This is a genomic window from Burkholderia sp. LK4 (assembly GCF_001043615.1).
Lineage (GTDB): Bacteria > Pseudomonadota > Gammaproteobacteria > Burkholderiales > Burkholderiaceae > Burkholderia > Burkholderia cepacia.
In genome coordinates, this window is record NZ_LDUL01000159.1 from 1 (window position 1) to 611 (window position 611).

At 69.2% G+C, this 611-nt stretch carries 1 pseudogene; it reads left to right on the plus strand.

Features of this window, described 5'->3' with window-relative positions:
* Nucleotides 1–611 (plus strand): annotated as a pseudogene (locus VK92_RS38535) (acetyl-CoA C-acetyltransferase); the annotation flags it as partial.

A 611-nucleotide genomic window follows, 5' to 3' on the forward strand; every position in this document is an offset into this window, starting at 1 on the left:
GGCCAGGAGAACATGAGCGCGTCGCCGCACGTGCTGCCGGGCTCGCGCGACGGCTTCCGGATGGGCGATGCGAAGCTGGTCGACACGATGATCGTCGACGGCCTGTGGGACGTGTACAACCAGTACCACATGGGCATCACGGCGGAGAACGTCGCGAAGGAATACGGGATCACGCGCGAAGAGCAGGACGCATTCGCGGCGCTGTCGCAGAACAAGGCGGAAGCCGCGCAGAAGGCGGGCCGCTTCGACGACGAGATCGCGCCGGTGTCGATCCCGCAACGCAAGGGCGAGCCGCTGCAGTTCGCGACCGACGAATTCGTGCGTCACGGCGTGACGGCGGAATCGCTGGCGGGGCTGAAGCCGGCGTTCTCGAAGGACGGCTCGGTGACGGCGGCGAACGCGTCGGGGCTGAACGACGGCGCGGCGGCGGTGCTGGTGATGTCGGCGCAGAAGGCGGCGGCGCTGGGTCTGACGCCGCTGGCGAAGATCAAGGCATACGCGAACGCGGGTGTCGATCCGAGCGTGATGGGGATGGGCCCGGTGCCGGCCTCGCGCCGGTGCCTGGAGCGCGCGGGCTGGACGCCGGGCGACCTGGACCTGATGGAGATCAA